The 17,500-nt window shown below is 64.9% G+C and carries 19 protein-coding genes and 1 pseudogene (1 of these 20 cut by a window edge); 14 read left to right on the forward strand and 6 right to left on the reverse strand.

Translation table 11 applies throughout. The features are described from left to right. Positions 1 to 208: pseudogene (locus IF803_RS38065) on the forward strand (NADPH:quinone reductase); the annotation flags it as partial. A 238-nt stretch (positions 209 to 446) separates the two neighbouring features. Here the strand turns inward: IF803_RS38065 and IF803_RS38070 are convergent. Continuing rightward, the gene (locus IF803_RS38070) at positions 447 to 860 is read right to left on the reverse strand and encodes a DUF3775 domain-containing protein (protein WP_411780924.1); all 414 of its coding nucleotides are present in this window, start codon (positions 858 to 860) and stop codon (positions 447 to 449) included. Positions 861 to 978: 118 nt separating this feature from the next. Here IF803_RS38070 and IF803_RS38075 point away from each other — a divergent pair, with 118 nt between their 5' ends. After that, positions 979 to 1,827 (forward strand): MBL fold metallo-hydrolase, encoded by an 849-nt coding sequence (locus IF803_RS38075; protein ID WP_461195726.1) that lies wholly within the window; start codon positions 979 to 981, stop codon positions 1,825 to 1,827. Positions 1,828 to 2,237: 410 nt separating this feature from the next. Here IF803_RS38075 and IF803_RS38080 read toward each other — a convergent pair whose 3' ends face one another. After that, positions 2,238 to 2,609, reverse strand: a complete 372-nt coding sequence (locus tag IF803_RS38080; RefSeq protein ID WP_461195727.1) for a hypothetical protein — start codon at positions 2,607 to 2,609, stop codon at positions 2,238 to 2,240. Between the two features lie 157 nt (positions 2,610 to 2,766). On the opposite strand from IF803_RS38080, the gene IF803_RS38085 reads away from it, so the two are divergent. The 5 genes from IF803_RS38085 to IF803_RS38105 all read left to right on the forward strand — a co-directional run bounded on the left by IF803_RS38085 (position 2,767) and on the right by IF803_RS38105 (position 6,473). Then, on the forward strand, positions 2,767 to 3,420 hold the full coding sequence (locus IF803_RS38085) for a TetR/AcrR family transcriptional regulator (RefSeq protein WP_461195728.1): 654 nt from the start codon (positions 2,767 to 2,769) through the stop codon (positions 3,418 to 3,420). Between the two features lie 156 nt (positions 3,421 to 3,576). Beyond that, positions 3,577 to 4,419 (forward strand): fumarylacetoacetate hydrolase family protein, encoded by an 843-nt coding sequence (locus IF803_RS38090; protein ID WP_461195729.1) that lies wholly within the window; start codon positions 3,577 to 3,579, stop codon positions 4,417 to 4,419. A 299-nt stretch (positions 4,420 to 4,718) separates the two neighbouring features. After that, positions 4,719 to 5,333 (forward strand): glutathione S-transferase family protein, encoded by a 615-nt coding sequence (locus IF803_RS38095; protein WP_038385276.1) that lies wholly within the window; start codon positions 4,719 to 4,721, stop codon positions 5,331 to 5,333. A gap of 20 nt (positions 5,334 to 5,353) precedes the next feature. Further along, positions 5,354 to 5,530, forward strand: coding sequence for a hypothetical protein (locus tag IF803_RS38100; RefSeq protein WP_461195730.1), 177 nt, complete (start codon positions 5,354 to 5,356; stop codon positions 5,528 to 5,530). Between the two features lie 73 nt (positions 5,531 to 5,603). Beyond that, entirely contained in the window at positions 5,604 to 6,473 is an 870-nt protein-coding gene (locus IF803_RS38105; protein WP_461195731.1) for an MBL fold metallo-hydrolase, read from the forward strand. A 199-nt stretch (positions 6,474 to 6,672) separates the two neighbouring features. On the opposite strand, the gene IF803_RS38110 is transcribed toward IF803_RS38105, so the two are convergent. Continuing rightward, positions 6,673 to 7,215: a methylated-DNA--[protein]-cysteine S-methyltransferase gene (locus IF803_RS38110; RefSeq protein WP_028341914.1), complete on the reverse strand. Its 543-nt coding sequence runs from the start codon at positions 7,213 to 7,215 to the stop codon at positions 6,673 to 6,675. Between the two features lie 144 nt (positions 7,216 to 7,359). Between IF803_RS38110 and IF803_RS38115 the strand changes: the two genes are divergently transcribed. Further along, positions 7,360 to 8,169 (forward strand): alpha/beta fold hydrolase, encoded by an 810-nt coding sequence (locus IF803_RS38115; protein WP_461195732.1) that lies wholly within the window; start codon positions 7,360 to 7,362, stop codon positions 8,167 to 8,169. Between the two features lie 51 nt (positions 8,170 to 8,220). Here the strand turns inward: IF803_RS38115 and IF803_RS38120 are convergent, their stop codons facing one another. Beyond that, positions 8,221 to 8,676, reverse strand: coding sequence for a carboxymuconolactone decarboxylase family protein (locus IF803_RS38120; RefSeq protein WP_461195745.1), 456 nt, complete (start codon positions 8,674 to 8,676; stop codon positions 8,221 to 8,223). Between the two features lie 110 nt (positions 8,677 to 8,786). Between IF803_RS38120 and IF803_RS38125 the strand changes: the two genes are divergently transcribed. The 5 genes from IF803_RS38125 (at position 8,787) to IF803_RS38145 (ending at position 14,329) form a co-directional block, all read left to right on the forward strand. Then, the gene (locus IF803_RS38125; RefSeq protein WP_461195733.1) at positions 8,787 to 9,653 is read left to right on the forward strand and encodes a sigma-70 family RNA polymerase sigma factor; all 867 of its coding nucleotides are present in this window, start codon (positions 8,787 to 8,789) and stop codon (positions 9,651 to 9,653) included. 64 nt (positions 9,654 to 9,717) lie between these two features. Further along, positions 9,718 to 10,968: a M20/M25/M40 family metallo-hydrolase gene (locus IF803_RS38130; RefSeq protein WP_461195734.1), complete on the forward strand. Its 1,251-nt coding sequence runs from the start codon at positions 9,718 to 9,720 to the stop codon at positions 10,966 to 10,968. Positions 10,969 to 11,275: 307 nt separating this feature from the next. Then, positions 11,276 to 11,950, forward strand: a complete 675-nt coding sequence (locus IF803_RS38135) for a GntR family transcriptional regulator (protein ID WP_038385282.1) — start codon at positions 11,276 to 11,278, stop codon at positions 11,948 to 11,950. A gap of 139 nt (positions 11,951 to 12,089) precedes the next feature. After that, positions 12,090 to 12,890, forward strand: a complete 801-nt coding sequence (locus tag IF803_RS38140; RefSeq protein WP_461195735.1) for a phytanoyl-CoA dioxygenase family protein — start codon at positions 12,090 to 12,092, stop codon at positions 12,888 to 12,890. A gap of 131 nt (positions 12,891 to 13,021) precedes the next feature. Continuing rightward, positions 13,022 to 14,329: an NAD(P)H-dependent oxidoreductase gene (locus IF803_RS38145; RefSeq protein ID WP_461195736.1), complete on the forward strand. Its 1,308-nt coding sequence runs from the start codon at positions 13,022 to 13,024 to the stop codon at positions 14,327 to 14,329. 217 nt (positions 14,330 to 14,546) lie between these two features. On the opposite strand, the gene IF803_RS38150 is transcribed toward IF803_RS38145, so the two are convergent. After that, positions 14,547 to 15,632, reverse strand: a complete 1,086-nt coding sequence (locus tag IF803_RS38150) for an NAD-dependent epimerase/dehydratase family protein (protein WP_461195737.1) — start codon at positions 15,630 to 15,632, stop codon at positions 14,547 to 14,549. 309 nt (positions 15,633 to 15,941) lie between these two features. Between IF803_RS38150 and IF803_RS38155 the strand changes: the two genes are divergently transcribed. Beyond that, a complete protein-coding gene (locus IF803_RS38155) occupies positions 15,942 to 17,030 on the forward strand; it encodes a TRAP transporter substrate-binding protein (RefSeq protein ID WP_461195738.1) in 1,089 nt (362 codons plus the stop codon). A 265-nt stretch (positions 17,031 to 17,295) separates the two neighbouring features. Here the strand turns inward: IF803_RS38155 and IF803_RS38160 are convergent, their stop codons facing one another. Continuing rightward, positions 17,296 to 17,500, reverse strand: the final stretch of a protein-coding gene (locus IF803_RS38160) for a hypothetical protein (RefSeq protein WP_461195739.1). Its footprint extends 425 nt past the window's final position; only the last 205 of its 630 coding nucleotides appear in the window; its start codon lies off the right edge, out of view; the stop codon is at positions 17,296 to 17,298.

Here is a 17,500-nt window from a genome sequence, read left to right on the forward strand (position 1 = left end):
ATGCATCACCGTGCGCTCACTGGTGCTGTTCGCGCTGCCGCCGCCGCTGCTCGCGGCCGCGCAGGCCGACATCACCCAATGGCTGACATCGGGTACCCGCGTGCACAATATCGCCGGGCAATTCGCGCTGGCCGAGACCGCCGACGCCCATCTCGCCGTCGAGAAGGGCGACAAGATCGGCACCGTGATCGTCGACTGCGCGCGATAATCTTCTCCCTCTCCCCGCACGCGGTAGGGCAATCGCATATGGCCGTTTGAGGCGATCGGAGTTCCCACAAACTCGTCATGCCCGGGCTTGTCCCGGGCATCCACGTCTTCGTTTCCACGCGAAGAATAGACGTGGATGGCCGGGACAAGCCCGGCCATGACGGCGCGGAAGAATCGGTCCATTCCATATGCGATTGCCCGGTGCTTGCGGGGCGAGGTCAGGTGAACAATGCGGCTGCTTAGTGGATCGGCGTGATGCGCTCGTCACTCGGCGACAGGCCGAACTCGTCGAGCCCTTCGGCGAGGAAATCGCCGAGCATGGGCTCGCCCAGCAGATAGCTCGCGGTACGGCCGTTGCGCCCGCGGGCGGCTTCGCGGCGGAGATCGGCCCATTCCTCGATCGTGCCGTCGCCGCGGCCGAGCCGCATCAAGGCGACGAGGTCGACCTGCTCGTCCTCGCTGAGCGCGTTGATGAAGCCGGTGATCTCGCGCGCCACCGGATCGTTGCCGTCGTCCTCCAGCACGTCGATCATCTCGTCGTCGGCGCCGTTCGAGCCGGAGTCGGGATCGACGATCCCCTCCTTGACATCGAATTCCCGCGCCTTCTCGATCAAGAAGCCAACTTTTTCAGGGGAGATTGCGAGTTCCGGCATTGCACACTCCTTCTTCCAACGAGGCGGTAACGCAGGAGGCGCCGACTTGATCCATTGCGCCGGCGTGCGGAAACCCGCATGGTCGGGCAAGAGCAACAAAAAACAGAGGGCACGCCGCATGCACTGGACCGTAGGCAAGGTCAGGATCACCAAGGTCGTCGAGCTCGAGACCGTCGGCAGCACGCGCTTCATCCTGCCGCTGGCCGCCCGGGAGGAGATCCAGCGCCTGCCCTGGCTGATCCCGCATTTCGCCAACGAGGATGGCCGGCTGAAAATGTCGATCCATTCGCTGCTGGTGGAGACGCCGGAGCACCGCATCATCGTCGACACCGGGCTCGGCAACGACAAGCAGGGCCGCAACGTGCCGACCTGGAACAACCGCAGCGATCCGTTCCTGGAGAAGCTGACCGCGGCCGGATTTGCGCCAGACAGCATCGACACCGTGCTGTGCACGCATCTGCATGTCGACCATGTCGGCTGGAACACAAAACTCGTCGGCGGCAAATGGGTACCGACCTTCGCCAATGCGCGCTACGTGTTCGGCAAGACCGAATACGAGCACTGGCGCGACCACAGCGACGATCCCGCGCATGCCGCTGTGTTCGCCGATTCCGTGAAGCCGATCGCGGATACCGGCAAGGCGGAGCTGGTGCCGAGCGACCACCGCCTGACCGAGGAGATCACGCTGATCCCGACGCCAGGTCACAGCCCCGGCCATATGAGCATCCACATCAGGTCCGGCGGCGCGGAAGGGCTGCTGACCGGCGATGTCGCGCATCATCCCTGCCAGATGTACCACCTCGACTGGTCGTCGACCGCGGACTCCGACCAGAAGCAATCGGCCGCGACGCGGCGAGAATTGTTCTCGCGCTTTGCCGACACGCCGACGCTGGTGATCGGCGGGCATTTCAACGCCGGCCACATCAAGCGCGACGGCGACGCATTCAGGTTCGTCGCGCTGAGCTAGGGCGACACGGCTCTACTTCGTATCGAACAGCGGACTCCGCTCCACCTCGCCCCGCGTGCGGGGAGAAGCATAGGCCGCCTTCGGCGGCCGTTCTCAAGAACGCCGAAGCGGAGCTTTGGCTATGTCGCATCGTCAGATGCGATCCGGGTGAGAGGGAGCCTCCGCAAGCGTAGGGCTATCGCATATGCCCCTTGGCGACCGCGCAAGTGCTTGGCCTCGTGGTTCGAGACGCGCCGCAAGCGGCGCTCCTCACCATGAGGGTCTACTATTGTGCCGCAAAACAAGACCTCATCCTGAGGTGCCCGCCGAAGGCGGGCGTCTCGAAGGATGGCCACGAGGGCACCGCCACGAAATGCGATGGCCCTGCCCGCTAGCGGGAGAGGGAGCGCAGCCTTATCCAGCCTCGTTTCCTAGATCAGACTGGCGCGCGCGAGAAAGAGCGCGTCGGCTTCGCTGGCGGCGATCGCGGCCGGATAGGGCAAGGCCTTGGCCCGTCCGGGAAGATTGCGCTCGAGCTCGGCGCGCTCCTCCGCGTCATCGGCGATATAGACGGTGACCCGGATCAGCCGGCCGAGCTCGGCCTTGCGCGCCTTCATCCACAGCACCATCGGCTTGCCGGCGGCGACCTCCGGCTGATCGTTGACGTTGACGATCACGGCGAGCGGTCGGTTTGCGGCAAGCAGCTCGCTGTATTCCGCGGTCCAGTCGCAGCCGTCCTGCTCGGTCTGCAGACGGCCGGTTGCGATGAAGATGCCGGGCTCGGCCTCGCGAAAGAATTTCATGGAAGCTTCCTCATGATGACGGCGCCAGACCGTGCCGATCGCGCGGACCCGGACGGCCGCGGGCAGAGATATCGATCGACTGACAGTCGGTCAATGCGCCTAAGCTATTTCAAAGTCATTCTAAATATGCGATCCAAGAATCGGATATCAGGTACGGATGGATGCTGACGGTATGATCGGGAAGCGGCAGGCGGCAGCCACGCGCGGCGCGGCGCAACGCTGGAGACGGACCCAGCCCGCCGAGGTCAGGGTCGACGACCTGATGTCGGCTGCGGCGGCCCTCTTCATCGCGAAGGGCATCGAGGCCACCACGATCGACCACATCGCCGCCCGGGCCGGCGTCGCGAAGGGCACCTTCTATCATTACTTCTCGACCAAGGCCGACGTGATCATCGCCTTGCGCACGCGCTTCGCGCAGGACTTCCTCGCCCGGGTGGCGGCGGCGATCGGCGAACGTGCCGCGGACGACCACGCCGGACGGCTGTCGGCCTGGCTGCGGGGCGCCGTCGGAACCTATCTCGCCAATGTCGAGCTGCATGACGTCGTGTTTCACGACTTCCCGCATCATCAGCGCCAGTCACAAGAAAAGGACGACGTGATCGCCCAGATCGTCGCCGTGCTGGAGAATGGCAGGACAGCCGGCGTCTGGGCTTTCCCGGACGCCCGCAGCGCGGCGCTGATCGTATTCGACGGGATGCATGCCGTGGCCGACGATGCGATCGTCGCGGGCACGCGCGATCCCGAGCCACCGTGCCGGCTGCTGGAAGAGATGTTCACGCGGATGCTGGCGGCGCCCCATCCGCGACCGTGACCGGCGATCGAAGGAACGGCTCAAGGCGGCCACGCCGGAAGGTGATGGCTGCAATGCCATGGCCGTGAAGCGGTTGAATTTCCCGGCGCGCTGTTCCATGAAGCGTGTCGAGGTATACCAGTAACAATCCTCAGGACATCGTAGGGAGTGATCAACATGAAGCTTGTTCGTTATGGCGAAAAGGGTGCGGAAAAGCCCGGTCTGATCGACAAATCCGGCCAGCTCCGCGACCTCTCGGCCCATCTGAAGGACCTGACCGGCGACGCCTACACGCCGGAGTCGCTGAAGAAGCTTTCCGCCCTCGATCCCGCCTCCCTCCCCGCCGTCTCCGGCAAGCCGCGCTTCGGCGCCCCGGTCACCGGCATCTCGAAATTCGTCGCGATCGGCCTCAACTATTCCGACCACGCCAAGGAAACCGGCAACCCGATCCCGTCCGAGCCGATCTTCTTCCTGAAGGCCAATACCGCGCTGTCGGGCCCGAACGATCCGGTCGAGAAGCCGCGCGGTTCGACCAAGCTCGACTGGGAAGTCGAAATCGCCGCCATCATCGGCACCCGCGCCAAATATGTCTCGGAGGCCGACGCGCTGAACCACGTCGCCGGCTACTGCATCTGCAACGACGTCTCCGAGCGCAACTTCCAGATCGAGCGCCTCGGCCAGTGGACCAAGGGCAAGTCGCACGACACGTTCGGCCCGGTCGGCCCGTGGCTCGCCACCAAGGACGAAATCGCCGACGTGCAGAAGCTGTCGATGTGGCTCGACGTCAACGGCCAGCGCCGCCAGACCGGCACGACCTCGACCATGATCTTCACGATGGCGAAGTGCATCTCCTACGTCTCGCAGTTCATGACGCTGCTGCCCGGCGACATCGTCACGACGGGCACCCCGCCCGGCGTCGGCACCGGCATGAAGCCGCCGCAATATCTCAACGTCGGCGACGTCGTGACGCTCGGCATCGAAGGCCTCGGCGAGCAGCGCCAGGAAATCGTTGGGGCTTGAGGCTCGCGTGATCGTCATCCCGCGCAACGGCTTTGCCGTTGCGCGGGATGACGGGGATACAGCGCAATCTCTCCCCTCGTCGTCCCGGCGAAAGCCGGGACCCATAACCACAGGGTTGAGTTGTTAGAAGGCTGTGGCCCCAGCGTCGCGCAACAATGACCTTCGGTGGTTATGGGTCCCGGCTCCCGTGCGCAATTGCGCACTAGGCCGGGACGACATCGAGTATGTTGCGTCATCGAGAGTCATACATTCACGGTCTCTCAGGATGACGACTGTGTGTGCGAAACGAGGTCATCACCATGAAACTCACCTTCTCTCCCGCCTCTCCGTTCGCCCGCAAGGTGCGCATCGCGGCGATCGAGCTCGGCCTGATCGACAAGATCGAGCTGGTGCCGGCGACCGTCGCACCGGGCACGGCCAATGACGAATATTCCAAGATCTCCCCGCTGAAGAAACTGCCGGTGCTGATCCTCGACCATGGCGATGTGATCCTGGATTCCTACGTCATCGTCGAATATCTCAACGAGCTCGGCGGCGGCCGGCTGATCCCGGGCTACGGCCCGCGGCGCTGGAAGCTGAAGACCGATCACTCCCTGCTCAACGGCATGCTCGATTCCATGCTGCTGTGCCGCTACGAGAAGATGGTGCGGCCGCAGGGCTCGCTGTGGCAGGCTTGGCACGACGATCACTGGAATAGGGCCTGGGCCGGCATGGCGCGGTTCGAGAACCGGCCGGACGTGCTGAACGGCTCGTCGTTCGACATCGCGCAGATCGGCCTCGTTTGCGTGCTCGGCTATGCCGATTTCCGCTTCGCCGATTGCGGCTGGCGCAAGGCCTATCCCAAGCTCGACGCCTTCTACCAGAAAATGCTGGAGCGGCCGTCGGTGAAGATCTCGGCGCCGCCGGCGGCATAACCAAGGCAGGGGGAAGCAAGATGCGCGATCGCTTTCCCCTCTTTCATGTCTTCGGCGCGAGCCTTGTGCTCGCGTTGACCGTCCTGGGCACTGATGTGAGGGCCGACGACGGCCGTACCGGGCTGCCGAAGGAAGGCCTTGCGGCGATGGATATCCTCGCCAACATCATCATTCCCGCCGTGCGCGACGCGCACTAGAACTTTCCTACGCGTCTTCTTCACGCGAACCGGACTCCACTTCGCTCGAAAACACCAACGCCAAGGAATCACCATGAGCCTGAAGTTTGCCGCCGGCGATCTCACCATTCATCGCATCGTCGAGCAGGAGACGACGTTCCTGCCCGCGCACGACATGCTGCCCGGGCTGACGCCGGAAGTCCTCGCCGAGAACCGCGGCTGGATGCGGGCCACCGGCGCGCTCGACGACAGCGACACCTTGATCCTGGCGTTCCAGTCCTATGTCGTGAAGACGCCGCACCACACCATCCTGATCGACAGCTGCATCGGCAACGACAAGCCGCGGCCGGCGCGGCCGAAATGGAACATGAAGACCGACGACAACTATCTGCGCAGTCTGGCGTCAGCCGGCTTCTCTGTCGCTGACATCGACTATGTGATGTGCACGCATCTGCATGTCGATCACGTCGGCTGGAACACGCGGCTGGAGAACGGCCGCTGGGTGCCGACCTTTCCAAACGCGCGCTACGTGTTCGATAAGGCCGAGTTCGACTACTGGACCGAGAGCAACGCGAAGGCGGAGGTCCCGCCTTTCGTGGACAGCGTGCTGCCGGTGGTCGAGGCCAGGCGGGCCGAGATCGTCGGCCATGACTTTGCGATCGGCGACCACGCCCGCATCCTGCCGACGCCCGGCCACACGCCGGGCCATGTCGCCTTCGCCTTCGGCCGCGGCAATGACGCTGCGGTCTTTTCGGGCGATCTGATGCACTCGCCGATCCAGACGCATTATCCGGAGCTGTCGGCGAAGTTCGATGTCGACCAGGCGCAAGCCGCGAAGACGCGGCGCGGCTTCCTGGAGCGTTATTGCGACACCGACACGCTGTGCTGCCCCGCGCATTTCCCTTCGCCGTCGATTGGCAAGATCAGGCGGAAGGGCAACGGGTTTGTGTGCGAGACGGCGTAGCTAGCGCCGCCTGCTGCGCTTACCTCGCCCCGCTTGCGGGGAGAGGTCGGATTGCATCGCAGATGCAATCCGGGTGAGGGGGTACAGGTTTAACCAGCTGCGTTACTCGCGGTGAAAGCCCCTCACCCCAACCCTCTAAGAGCGAGCTTCGCTCGTCTCGACCCTGTAAGAACGGGGAGAGGGGCAGATCGAGCCCGCTCTAATCAAACAAACTCGGCGTGTGGTTCACGATCGCGCCTTCGATCTGCAGCATCTTCAGCTTGGTGACCACGCCGCCATTGGCCGAGAAGCCGCCCGGCTTGTTGCCCGCCGCCAGCACGCGGTGGCAGGGCACCACGATCGGGCACGGGTTGCGGCCGAGCGCCTGGCCGACGTCGCGAGACAGCTCGACGCCGCCGAGCTGCTTGGCGATGTCGCCATAGGTCATGGTCTTGCCCGGCGGAATTTTCCGCGCGATGTCGTAGACGCCGCGGTTGAATTCCGGCACGCCGTCGAGATCGAGCACGATGTCGGCAAGGTCGTTCGGCTTGCCGGCGAGCAGCTCGATCATGCCGTCGATCGCGTGCTGCACCTCCGCCGGCGGCGCCGCCTCGGTGACCTCGCCGTTGCGCTGAAAGATCCGCTTGCGGGTCTTCTCCTCGGTGCCCATCGGCAGCTGCACGCCGGTAACGCCGTGCTCGCCCCAGACGACGCCGCAGGCGCCGATCATGGTCTCGAAGATTGCAAAATGCTGGCCGGTCATGGCTCGCTCCAGATGTTCCCTTCAGCTCTCGCGTGAGCTTGCTGTTGATCCGGAATCTAGGCTTGGAGAATGTTGCCATCCACCCGAATTCCGTGGGAACTTCGGTCAAATCAACAACATCTACCTTCCCTCCGCGAGCCCAAAATGCACAGCCTCCACGTCAACGGTTTCGATATGCCCTATCTTGATGTCGGAGAGGGCCCGCCGCTGGTCTGCGTGCACGGTTCGCTGTGCGACTTCCGGATCTGGTCGGCGGTGCTCGGCCCGCTGACGCGCCGGCACCGCGTGATCGCGGTCAGCCTGCGGCATTTCTTCCCGGCGCATTGGGACGGCGTCGGCGACACCTATTCGATCGCGCAACATGTCGACGATGTGATCGCCTTCATCGAGGCCTTCGACACCAGACCGGTCGACCTGATGGGGCATTCCCGCGGCGGCCATATCTGCTTCCGCGCCGCGCAGCGGCGGCCCGACCTGCTGCGCAAGCTGATCCTCGCCGAGCCGGGCGGCGAGCTCGACGAGACCCTTGATCCCGATTTCAAGCCGGGGCCCTCGCCGCTGGCAGCACGCTTCGCGGCCTGCGCGGCGGAAATAGCCAAAGGCGATATCGACGGCGGCTTGCAGATCTTCATGGACGCGCTCGAAGGCCCCGGCGCATGGAAGCGGATTCCGGCGACCTCCAAGCAGCTGCTGCGCGACAACGCGACCACGCTGATCGGCCAGACCCGCGACCAGCGCCCGCCATTCTCGAAGGCGGACGCGGAAGCGATCAAGACACCGACGCTCTTCATCGGCGGCGCCAACACCAAGGGCGTGCTGCCGAAGGTGCTGCACGCGCTCGCTGCCAATGTGAAGGGTTCGCGCACCGAGATGATCCCCGGCACCACGCATCCGATGTTCGAGCAGGCCCCGCAGCGCTACTGCGAGATCGTGCTGGAGTTTCTGGCGGCATAGGCGGTGCACCCTCTCCCCTTTTGGGAGAGGCGAATCAAGAAAGCTACTCTCTCACACCTTCCAGGCGCCGACCGGCTGGCGCACCGCGACGTTGAGCCGGTTCCAGACGTTGATCGCCGCGATGCCCAGCACCAGGGACGCGAGCTGCTGTTCGTCGAAGTGCTTGGCTGCCTCGTCCCACACTGCGTCCGCCACCGGATCCTCGCGGTCGCTGAGCCGGGTCACCGCTTCGGTCAGCGCCAGCGCGGCGCGCTCGGCCTCGGTGAAATACGGCGCGTCGCGCCATGCGCCGACCGCGAACAGCCGCTCGTCGGTCTCGCCGGCGCGCCGGGCGAGTTTCGGGTGCATGTCGACGCAGACGCTGCAGCCATTGATCTGGCTGGCGCGCAGATGCACCAGTTCCAGCAGCTTTTCCGGCAATGCCGGTTTGGTGCTCTCGCTCAGCGCCTGCAACGCCTTCATGGCCTCGGGAACAACCATCACCGGGTGGTTCATGCGGGCTTTCATCATGTCATTCTCCTGATTTGCCTTTTGACGGCGCTGCGCCGATCTGTTGTCACACCGGCGCAGTTTCGTTCGTCATGGCCATGACGGAGCGGACAAAGAGAATGTGACCGATGGACGAGAAAAATTCTCTCACCGAACAGTTCGAGGCCAACCGGCCGCGCTTGCGGGCCGTGGCCTACCGCATGCTGGGCTCGACCGCCGAAGTCGACGATGCCGTGCAGGAAACCTGGCTGCGGCTCGGCCGCACCGACGCTGCTGCGGTCGACAATCTCGGGGGATGGCTGACCACGGTGATCGCGCGGATCTGCCTCGACATGCTGCGCTCGCGCAAATCGCGCCGCGAGGAGCCGATCGGCCCACATGTGCCGGAACCGATCGCGGACAATCCGTCCGAGCGTGAGACCGAGATGGCCGATTCCGTCGGCGCGGCGCTGCTCGTGGTGCTGGAGACGCTGGCGCCGGCCGAACGGCTGGCTTTCGTGCTGCATGATATGTTCGCGGTGCCGTTCGAGGAGATCGCGCCGATCGTCGGCCGCACGCCGGCCGCCGCGCGGCAGCTCGCCAGCCGCGCCAGGCGTCGCGTGCAGGGCACGCCCCCCGCACCGGATGCCGATCTCAGCCGGCAGCGCGGCATCGTCGAGGCCTTTCTTGCCGCGTCCCGCAACGGCGATTTCGAAGGGCTGCTGGCCGTGCTGGCGCCTGACGTCGTGGTGCGCGCCGATCAGGCCGCGCAGCGGCTCGGCTCGCTGCCGGTGATCCGCGGCGCCGCAGCGGTGGCCGAAAGCTTCAAGGGACGCGCGCAGGCGGCGAAGCCCGCGCTGGTCGACGGCGAGATCGGCGTTGCCGTCATCTTCGGCGGCGCGCTGCGCATCGTGCTGCGGCTCACGATCTCAGGCGACCGGATCGCGGCGATCGATGCGACCGCCGACGCCTCGGAGATCGAGACCTTCGATGTCGAGGTGCTTGAGCGCGGTTGACGCAGCTGGAGGCCGACAAGTCGCAATGCTAGGGTCTCCCTGAATCTGTGCAGGGAGGACGATCATGAAACGATCCATCAAATTGCTCGCGTCGGCCGGCCTGCTCGCCCTTGCCTCCTCCTCCGCCTTTGCCGCCGCAGACGAGAAGCTGCGCGCGGCCGCCGAGCAGGCCCAGCCGGCCGTGATCGAGAGCCTGCACGACATGGTGCTGATCGAGTCGGGCTCCAGCGATGTCGAAGGCCTGAAGAAGATGGCCGACTACACCGAGGCGCGGCTGAAGGCGCTCGGCGCCAGGACCGAACGCCGCAAGACCACGAAGGGCGCCGGTGCCGACATGGTGATCGGCACGTTCGAAGGCAGCGGCAGCAGGAAGCTGATGCTGATCGCGCATATGGATACGGTGTATGAGCACGGCATCCTCGACACCCAGCCCTACAAGGTCGACGGCACCAGGATCTATGGACCTGGCATTGCCGACGACAAGGGCGGCATCGCCGTCATCCTGCATTCACTGAAGATCCTGAACGATGCGGGCTGGCGCGACTACGCCAAGCTCACGGTGTCGTTCAATCCGGATGAGGAGGTCGGCTCGATCGGCTCCGGCGAGATCATCGCCGAGCTCGCCGACCAGCACGAGGTGGTGCTGTCCTGCGAGCCGACGGTTGCGCCGCCGGTCGCGAAAAATGAGAGCCTGCTGCTTGGCGCCAGCGGCACCGCCACCGGCACGATCGATGTCAAGGGCAAGGCCTCGCATGCCGGCGCAGCGCCGCAGCTCGGCCGCAACGCGCTCATCGAGCTCGCGCATCAATTGCTGCAGACCCAGGACGTCGCGAATTCGATTCCGGGCACGCAGCTGAACTGGACCACCGCGAAGGCCGGCACCGTGCGCAACCAGATCCCCGATCACGCCACCGCCGGTGCCGACATCCGCCTCACCATTCCCGACGGCGTGCAAAAGCTGCAGGCGGCGCTCGACGAGAAGGTGAAGAACAGACTGATCGCGGACACCGAGGTGACCGTGAAGGTCGTCGCGGGCCGTCCACCCTTCGTCGCCGATGATCGCGGCCGCGCGCTCGCCAGGCAAGGACAGGCGATCTACACCGAGCTCGGGCGCACGCTCGACATCGCGGAAATGACCGGCGGCGCGACCGACGCCGGCTACGCCGCGCGCAGCGGCAAGGCCGTCGTGGTCGAAAGCTTCGGCCTCGCCGGCTGGGGCTATCACGCGCGCGACGAATACATCGACACCAACTCGATCGTGCCGCGGCTCTATCTGATGACGCGGCTGCTGATGGAGCTGGGCAAGGCGAAGTAGCGGGGCGCGGAGGCGCAGCAGCATCCTTTGAAACAGCGCGCCAATCCTTAGCGCCGGCGCCCGGGGCCACCCCTCTCCCCAACCCTCCCCCGCAAGGGGGGAGGGAGCCTAACCGATGTGCTCACCTCACTTGATTAACCTCCGCCGGATGCACGGGGCGGCGGTGCCACCTCTCCGACCGCATCATAAATCAACGTTATTTCAATCGCTTAGTATTTCTGTGTCCTCCTGCCTTGACCGCTTCCACAACCCGCAGTAGGCTCATTTCGAACACGGAATTCCGTATTCCAAATGCTGGATGGTCGGTATGATCCCGTTGGATCCGCTTCCAAACCTCATCGACCAGGTTTACGGGCGATTGCTCGAAGCGATCATCGACCGCACGCTGCTGCCTGGCCAGCGCATCACCCAGAACGAACTTGCCGATCGGCTCGGCGTCTCGCGCCAGCCGATTTCGCACGCCCTGCATCTGTTGCATCGCCAGGGCCTTGTCGCCGAGAGCGGCAAACGCGGCTTCGAGGTGACGCAGCTCGATCCGCAGCGCATCCGCGAACTCTATGAAGTCCGCGGCGCCATCGATGCGCTGGCGGCGCGGCTTGCCGCTTCGCGTGTCAAAGCGGATGCCGCGGCCCGCGCGCAACTCGAAGCCGCGCTCGAAGCCGGACGCGCGATTGACGACGGCACGCCGCTGGCGCGCCTGATCGCACTCGACGTCGATTTCCACAGCGCGATCTATCGCCTCGCCGGCAATTCCGCGATCGAGGAGATGATCGCGCCGCAATGGCCGCATATGCGCCGCTCGATGGCAACCGTTCTCGCCGAGCTCGATTACCGCGGCAGCGCCTGGACCGAGCACGAGACCATCGCCGCGCATGTTTTTTCCGGCAATGCCGCAGCGGCAGAAGCCGCGGCTCTGGCGCATGCGCAGACGGCAGGGCGGATGACCGAGGAGAAGCTGAGGGCAATCGACGTGGCGGCGTGAACCGCCGGCCGACCTCATCCTGAGGAGCGGCGCAAGCCGCGTCTCGAAGGATGAGCCAGCGAGGCCTCATGGTTCGAGACGCGCGAAGGCGCGCTCCTCACCATGAGGGGAGACAGAATAACAACAGGAGGAAAGCACCATGAAACTGACCCAAGAGCAGGTCGAATTTTTCCATCGCGAAGGCTGGCTGTTCCTGCCCGAGCTGTTCAGCCAGGAAGAGGTCGATTTCCTCGCGCGCGAGGCGGTCTCGATCTATGACGCCAATCGCCCCGAGGTGTGGCGCGAGAAGAGCGGGGCGCCGCGCACGGCCTTTGCCGCGCATCTCTACAATGAGGCGTTCGGGCTCCTCGGCGCGCATCCGCGCATGATCGACCCCATCGAGCAGCTGTTCGGTGAGAAGGTCTACATGCATCAGTTCAAGATCAACGCGAAGGCGGCCTTCACCGGCGACGTCTGGCAGTGGCACCAGGATTACGGCACCTGGAAGCGCGATGACGGCATGCTCGAGCCGCGCGCGATGAACATCGCGATCTTCCTCGACGAGGTGATGCCGATCAACGGCCCCTTGATGCTGGTGCCGCAGAGCCAGACCGCGGGCGATTTGAAGGCCTCGCACGATCTCGAAACCACATCCTACCCGCTGTGGACGCTGGACGAGGAAACGGTGACCCGCCTCGTGAAGCAGGGCGGCATCGTCGCGCCGACCGGCAAGCCCGGCGGCATGCTGATGTTCCACGGCAATCTGGTGCACGGATCGAGTGGCAACATCACGCCCTACCCGCGCAAGATCGTCTATCTGACGCTGAACGCGGTCTCGAACTACATCCGCACCCCGACGCGGCCCGACTACATCGCGCACCGCGACTTCACGCCGATCCAGACCGTCGCCGACGACGCGCTGCTGCGGCTCGCCCGTGCACCGCGGCAGGCGGCGGAGTAAAGTCTTCGACCGTCATTCCGGGGCACGCGAAGCGTCGAACCGCAGATGCGCAATTGCGCATCGGGGAATCTCGAGATTCCGGGGTCGACGCTACGCGTCGCCCCGGAATGACTCTCTAATTGGAAAGCATCATGAACCTGCATCACCTCCTCAAAACCCGCGCCGCCGCCGGCAAGCCGGTGCGCGTCGTCCTGATCGGCGCCGGAAAATTCGGCTCGATGTTCCTGTCGCAGGTGCCACACACGCCGGGGCTTGAGGTGCCCGTGATCGTCGATCTCGACCGCGACCGCGCCCGCGAGGCGTGCCGCACCGTCGGCTGGGACGACGCGCGGATCAGCGCCACCACCTTCACCGACGACGGTGCACGTGCGATCGCCGGCGGCGCATTCGATGTCGTGGTGGAAGCGACCGGCAATCCCGCCGTCGGCATCCGCCATGCCCGCGCGGCGATCGCCGCCGGCAAGCATGTCGTGATGGTCAATGTCGAGGCCGATGTGCTGGCAGGGCCGCTGCTCGCCGAGGAGGCACGCAAGGCCGGCGTGGTCTATTCGCTCGCCTATGGCGACCAGCCCGCGCTGACGGCCGAGATGGTCGATTGGGCGCGCGCGACAGGCTTCCGCGTCGTCGCCGCCGGCAAGGGCACCAAATACCTGCCGGCCTATCACGACGTCACGCCGGAGGGCGTGTGGCAGCATTACGGGCTCACCGCCGGCGAGGCACAGTCCGCCGGCATGAACCCGCAGATGTTCAACTCCTTCCTCGACGGCACCAAATCCGCGATCGAGATGGCGGCGATCGCCAACGCCTGCACCCTCGACGTGCCGTCGGAGGGATTGCTGTTTCCGCCCTGCGGCGTCGACGACCTGCCGCATGTGATGCGGCCGCGCGACAAGGGCGGCGTGCTGGAGAAATCCGGCATCGTCGAAGTGGTGTCGTCGCTGGAGCGCGACGGCCGTCCGGTGTTTCGCGATTTGCGCTGGGGCGTTTATGTGGTGCTGGAAGCGCCCAACGATTATGCCGCCGATTGCTTCAGGCAGTACGGCCTCAAGACCGACGCCTCCGGCCGCTATGCGGCGATGTACAAGCCGTATCACCTGATCGGGCTCGAGCTGAACATCTCCGTGCTGTCGGCGGCGCTGCGCAACGAGCCGACCGGGCAGCCGCGCGGCTTCCGCGGCGACGTCGCGTCGGTGGCCAAGCGCAATCTGCGCGCCGGCGAGATGCTCGACGGCGAAGGCGGCTACACCGTGTGGGGCAAGCTGATGCCGGCCGCCGCCAGCCTCGCCACCGGCGCACTGCCGATCGGACTTGCCCATCGGGTGAAGCTGAAGAGCGACGTCGCCCATGGCGCGGTGGTGCGCTGGAGCGATGTCGAGGTCGACGAGACGAACGACACGATCAAGACGCGCAAGGCGATGGAGCAGGCGTTTTCGCGGTAGCGTCTTCGGTCGCCCCGCTCGGCGAAAGAGAGTGCCCTTCACCTCTCCCCGCGCTTTTGCGGGGAGAGGTCGGATCGCATCGAAGATGTGATCCGGGTGAGGGGCGAAGTACGCTGCTCAACAAACTGCGAAGTGCTCACCGGATAGAAGCCCCTCACCCCAACCCTCTCCCCGCAAGAGCGGGGCGAGGGAGCGGTTAGAGCGGTGCCCGATCTATTCACGGCAGCAGCCGGCTCGCCTTCGCCAGCCTGAACCATTTGTGGAACATCGCCTCGGTATCCATCATCTCGGTGAAGCCGGCCTGGTTGATCTTCACCGTCGAGACGATCGACGGCGGACCCGATTCAGTCTGTCCGTAGCGCATGCTGTAATCGGCATATTGGAACGACAGGCCGACGAACTCCTCCAGTCCGGGCGCGATCAGGTCGTGCTTCCTGCGCAATTCGTCCCACGACGCGATCCATTGCGGCCAGCTCTGCGCCAGCGACAGCGGCACGTGCCGGCCCGGCGTCATCTCGAGCGCATCCGATACCGCCGGCCAGATATTTTCCCAGGTGAAGACGTCGCCATTGGTGACGTTGAACGCTTCATTGCGCGCAGCCTCGGCGTCGCCCGACCAGGCGATCGCGCGTGCCAGCAGATCGACATCGACCGCCTGCGCGACGCGCGGCGCGCCGCCCGGATAATCCAGCGGCCTGCCCTGCGCGCGCAGCACCGCGGCGTAAACGCCGAGCGGCGGGATCAGGTCCATCGCGCCGCCCATGGCTTCGCCGATGATCAAGACCGGGCGCAGGATGCTCCAGTGCCAGCCCTTGCCCCGCTGCAGCTCGCGCAGGAAATTCTCCTGCGCCCAATAGAAATTCGGCTGCTCGTACATTTCGGAACGGCCCTCGCGCGCCGGCACCGTGAGCGGCCGGACATGCACGCCATAGGCCTTGGTGCCCTGCAGCAGCGCGACATGCCTGAGATCGGGCGCGACGGGTTCGAGCACGCCCATCAAGTTGCGCAGCATCCGGTCGTTGGTTTCGATCTGCCTGGCATCGCGCCAGCCATCGACCAGGCTGGGCGCCTCATAGAGCGCGGCGTAGATCAGGTGCGTTGCCCCGCCGAGCTCGGCCGCGGCGCGACGGCAATCCTCCGCGCTGGTGAGATCGATTCGCACATACCGTGCGCCGTAGAGATCGCGTGGCTTGCGGCGCGACAGCGCAATCCGCTCGCAATCGTCGGATGCGCCGAAGTGTCGCAAGGCGGCGTTGCCCACGAGGCCGGTCGCGCCGGCAACCACGACTTTCTTGTTGGCCATGTCCTTGAACTCCCATCAACCCACCCACCCTGCGTAGCAGATCGCGGCAAGGCCGGCAGCCATCGCGGCGGGTATCAGATAAGACCGACAGCGCCGATTGTCCTTCGCACCTGCAACGAAGGCAGGCGCTTGATTTCCTCCGGCAAACGATCATCCTGACCGGCGGAACCGGAAACTCGGATTTCCACAACAAGAGCCCGTCGAGGGCCACCGGACACATTCATCACAGAACGTCGATCGATCGGCGAAGAAAGACGGCATCAAGATCGTTCCCCTTGTCGAGGTATCGGCACACAGGAGGGAATACGCATGAAGCGTCGTGAATTCTTGAAGGCAGGCGGCGTCGGGCTGGCTGCGACGGCGGTCGCCGCGCCCGCGGTCGCGCAATCGATGCCCGAGGTCAGGTGGCGGCTCGCGGCGAGCTGGCCGAAGGCACTCGATACGCTCTATGGCGGGTGTGAATTCTTCTGCAAGCGCGTCGCCGAGATCACCGACAACCGCTTCCAGATCCAGTCGTTCGCCGCCGGCGAGATCGTCCCCGGCCTGCAGGTGCTGGACGCCGTCTCCAACGGCACGGTCGAGATGGGCAACACCGCGCTGTATTATTACTGGGGCAAGAATCCCGCCTTCACCTTCGGCACGTCGCTGCCGTTCGGCCTCAACACGCGCCAGCACATTTCCTGGCTGCAATGGGGCGGCGGCACCGACCTGCTCAACAATTTGCTCGCAGAATTCAACTGCATCGGCATTCCGACCGGCTCGACCGGCGCCCAGATGGGCGGCTGGTTCCGGAAGGAGATCAAGTCGATGGCGGATTTCCAGGGCTTGAAATTCCGGGTCGGCGGCTTCGCCGGCACCATCATCGCCAAGGTCGGCGGCGTGCCGCAGCAGATCGCCGGCGGTGATATCTATCCGGCGCTGGAAAAAGGCACAATCGACGCCGCCGAATGGGTCGGGCCGTATGACGACGAGAAGCTCGGCTTCGTCAAGGTCGCGAAGTTCTACTACTACCCCGGCTGGTGGGAAGGCACCGGTCAGGGCCACAATGTGATGAACAAGGACAAGTGGAACACGCTGCCGAAGCACTATCAGGCCGCGATCCAGGCGGCCTCCGAGGACACCTTCACCTGGGTGACCGGCAAATATGATGCGGTCAACCCGCCGGCGCTGAAGCGCCTGATCGTGGCCGGCGCGCAGTTGCGGCCGTTCCCGCAGGAAGTGCTGGAAGCCTGCTACAACGCGGCCAACGAGATCTATGCGGATCTTTCCAAGAGCAACCCGCATTTCGGCAAGATGCATGCGAGCCTGGCCGCTTATCGCAACGAATCGCTGGCCTGGATGCAGGTCGCCGAGCTCTCGTTCGACAGCTTCATGATGCGGATGCGCACGCGCACCTAACTCCACCACTTCTCCCCGCCTGCGGAGAGAAGTCGGATTGCATCGAGGAATGCAATCCGGATGGGGGGGAGCCGCCGCGAATGACCTCTTACCGCCTTTGCGGCACGAGCCCCTCACCCCAACCCTCTCCCCGCAAGAGCGGGGAGAGGGAGAAAAGACAAAAGCCCCGGAGAATTTCTCCGGGGCTCATTTTTGATTCGGTTGACGGCTCAGGGCATGATCCGGAAAAGTGCGAAGCGGTTTTCCGGCGAGATCATGCGACGCATTAATTGTCGTCGCTGCCGCCGAACTCTTCCATCAGCTTGTCGTAGCTCTTGGTCACGACATCGATATTGCCCTTGTTCTCGACCGCGGGCAGCGGCGACTTCAGGGCGTCGTTGAGATCGGCGAGCGCGTCCTTCTTGTCCTTGGCCGACATCTTCTTGTCGGCCTGGACTTGGGCAATCTGCGCCTTCAGCACAGCCTCGGGA

The organism is Bradyrhizobium sp. UFLA06-06 (genome assembly GCF_054820065.1).